The following is a 3,039-nucleotide window of genomic DNA, read 5'->3' as shown; positions in this document are numbered from 1 at the left end:
ATTTGAAGGCAAATGGAAAGGTAAAAATGGAGCGAATTTTTAGAAGGATAAATAATATTTTCCAAATCTTATTTTAAAGTATTTATGGGTTTAAACTATCCCTATTTTTTAACTAGTCTTTTGTTATCTAAAAACTGATTTTTGTGTTGAGTTTTTGTTTTGAAAACCTATCAGGGGTTTTATAATGTTTTTTTAATTTTATTTCAACATTTTCAATGCCTCAAGTGCATATGCATTAGCAGGATCAAGAGCTAGCGTTTTATTCAACAACTCAATTGCTTTTGCTTTATCTGAATTTGCATAAAAAGAAGCTATGTTGTTATAAGATTCGATGAACTTATTTTTATTTTTTGTGATTTCTGCCTCGCCTTTTGCGGTGACAGTATCGATATATTGTTGATAATAGGTTGCCATCAAATCATCTTTTTCTAACAAGTTATTGGTTCTTGCTCTGAATAAATAGGCATCTTGTGTTGTTGGAGAAGCGGTGATTACATTTCCAAAAGCCGTATCTGCTTTTTGCAAAGCAATTGGGTCTGGTTTTACGACATCTTTTCTGGTATTATCATAATATAATGAATTCCCTAAATAAAAATTATCGAGTAAATAATTCTTTGATGTAGGGACTGTTACAGCAACTTCAAAAACTGCTGCGGCTGCTGCAAATGCTTTTTGGTCGTATAATTTTTTACCCAATTCGTTTAATTCATTAGCAGATAAAGGTTCCATTTCAACCGCTTTTTTAAGATCTTCAATAGCAGAAGCTAATAAAGTAGCATCAACCGTTTTCCCATCGGCACTAGTTCCTTTTTTGATTTTGGCTTGAGCCAAATACAAATAATCACGTGGGATAATTTTGTTCGATGAATTTGAAATAAACTTTTGTAGTGCGTCTAAAGCAACATCTGGGTTTCCATTTTCATACGCCGAATATCCCAAATAACGAAGTATTCTTGGGTTTACACCGTCAATTTCTTTCATCTTATTCGCTTCCAATTCTAATGCTTTGTAATCTTTGGCTAAGATTAAAAAGTCAGCGTGACGCATTCTTGATGTTATTGAGTAATCTGTTAAACTCATGTACTTTTCATAAAATCCTAATGATTTTTGGATATTTTCTTTATAGGTAGACGGTACATTACTTCCCCATAAATAATAGGTTTCTGCTAATTCTCTGTAAACCGGACCATAATTTGGGTTAATTGCGATTACTTCATCATAAGCTTTTACGGCTTCTGTATAAGCTTTTGCTCCTTTTAACAAAACACCCAATTGCATTTTTGCTCTAATTAATGAAGGATCAGTTTGGTAGGCATTTCTGTAGGCAACATAGGAATCGTTTTGATTTTTGTCACCATAATAGGCATCTCCTAAAGCCAATTGCACTTGGGCATCTGTGGGATTTGCAGTTTTTGCTTTTGTTAATACAGCTATCGCGCTTTTATAATCTGGTTTATCAGCATTCATAAAAGCACGAGCTATATAAACATATTCTTCGGTGTCTTTCTTTTTCATGTCTTTGGTAACCAAATCAAATTTTGCTTGAGCTGCCGTTTTGTTATTAGCATCCAAATCCATTTGACCCAATCCAATGTTATTGAACTTTGCATCATCTTTACAAGCTAATCCTTTCTGAAAATAAATTGAAGCTGAATCTGAAATGTTTTGTTTCAAATAAATATTTCCTAAAAGAAAGGACGCTTTTCCATTTGTTGGTTTTGCTTGTATAACTGATTTCAGCATTGATTTCGCTTTTTCAAATTGTTCAGCATCAATCGCTTTCTTCGCTGGCTCTAATTCTTGTGCTTTCGCAATGGTTGTTGCTACTAACGCTAAGCTGAAAATTTTAAACTTGTTCATCTTGCAGTATTTAATTTTTATCTTTAGTAATTTTATTTCTTATAATTATTTTTCTCGATGGTACTCGCTCAGGAACCAGACCCGATTTTAATATAATTCTTTGACCTCTTTCGCCACCAAGGAAGGAAGCAAATCCCATTCCCAATCCAGTATATCCTTGACAATTGATGATATACAAACGCCGTGCCAAAGGATACTTTCCTTGTGCAAGATTATCTTGTGTTGGGAAAACATATTCGTTGGAATTCTTGCCTTTAACTCCCATTACATTGACTTTATCTACAACTTCTTGCAAATCCAATGGCGGTTGAAAAATCCAATTCATTCCTATTACGCCAATCATACCTGAGTTTTCAGCTACATATTTAATTACCTCTTCATTTGTTTTAAATGAAAAGATGTTTTTTTGATTAGCAACTGCCATTCCGGCAATTTCAGAGATATATCGTGCTGTACTCGAATTGGCATTGTCAAATACCAATCCTTTGATATTTGGAACTGATTTCCCGTGCACAAAATCAACAACGTCTTGTAAAGCAATCAAAGTATCATTTGCAGTTTTATTTTTTATAAATGCCACAGCATCTGTTGCGAAAGGTGTAATTCTTGGACTTATTTTTTTGGCTTTAAAAGATTTTAATTCATCTGCTGATAGCGTTCGAGTTAAGATGGCAATTTTAGCGGTATCATTTAACATTGAATTCAAAACTTCATTTTCTGATTTTGGTACCAAATACAACTTTGCCTCATACTGAGATTCAAAAACAGCTTCTTCATCTTCAACAATAGGCAATATAGATTCGTCTACATAAATAGTAGCTTTTCCCTTTATAATAGTTTCCTCGTTTTTATCCGTTTTAGTTTGACAAGAGAAAACAAAAAGTAAAGTGAGTAGTAAAAAACCAATAATTGTTTTTGTTACTTTATTCATTTCAAAAATTATTCTTTATTAAAGAAACGCAAAAATCGGAAAAAAGAATATACAATTAACAAAATTCCAAAAACAATTCGATATTTATAATCTAATGCTAACGGTAATGACTTCCAAAATATAATAATCAGCCCAAATGTTAAATAAATCAAAAAAAACAAAATCCCTATAACGAGAAGAAATCGCTCTTTAAGCGATTTCTTCTGAAAGTTTTCTATAAATTTTGAAACCATTTATTCAGCTGATTG

At 32.3% G+C, this 3,039-nt stretch carries 2 protein-coding genes; both read right to left on the bottom strand.

The genetic code is table 11. The annotated features are described in order from the left end of the window. Nucleotides 1-198: 198 nt before the first annotated feature. Nucleotides 199-1,860, bottom strand: coding sequence for a tetratricopeptide repeat protein (locus ACK5ON_RS02975; RefSeq protein ID WP_409819732.1), 1,662 nt, complete (start codon nucleotides 1,858-1,860; stop codon nucleotides 199-201). Nucleotides 1,861-1,870: 10 nt separating this feature from the next. After that, nucleotides 1,871-2,791: a PstS family phosphate ABC transporter substrate-binding protein gene (locus tag ACK5ON_RS02970; RefSeq protein WP_396175151.1), complete on the bottom strand. Its 921-nt coding sequence runs from the start codon at nucleotides 2,789-2,791 to the stop codon at nucleotides 1,871-1,873. Nucleotides 2,792-3,039 lie beyond the last annotated feature (248 nt).

The sequence above is a fragment of the Flavobacterium sp. genome, from assembly GCF_046317795.1.
Lineage (GTDB): Bacteria > Bacteroidota > Bacteroidia > Flavobacteriales > Flavobacteriaceae > Flavobacterium.
This window is presented reverse-complemented; position numbering and strand designations above follow the sequence as displayed.

Bases quoted from the DNA above. Each gene is read 5' to 3' on its own strand.
- ACK5ON_RS02975 (WP_409819732.1), bottom strand. From the start codon at position 1,860: ATGAACAAGTTTAAAATTTTCAGCTTAGCGTTAGTAGCAACAACCATT.
- ACK5ON_RS02970 (WP_396175151.1), bottom strand. From the start codon at position 2,791: ATGAATAAAGTAACAAAAACAATTATTGGTTTTTTACTACTCACTTTA.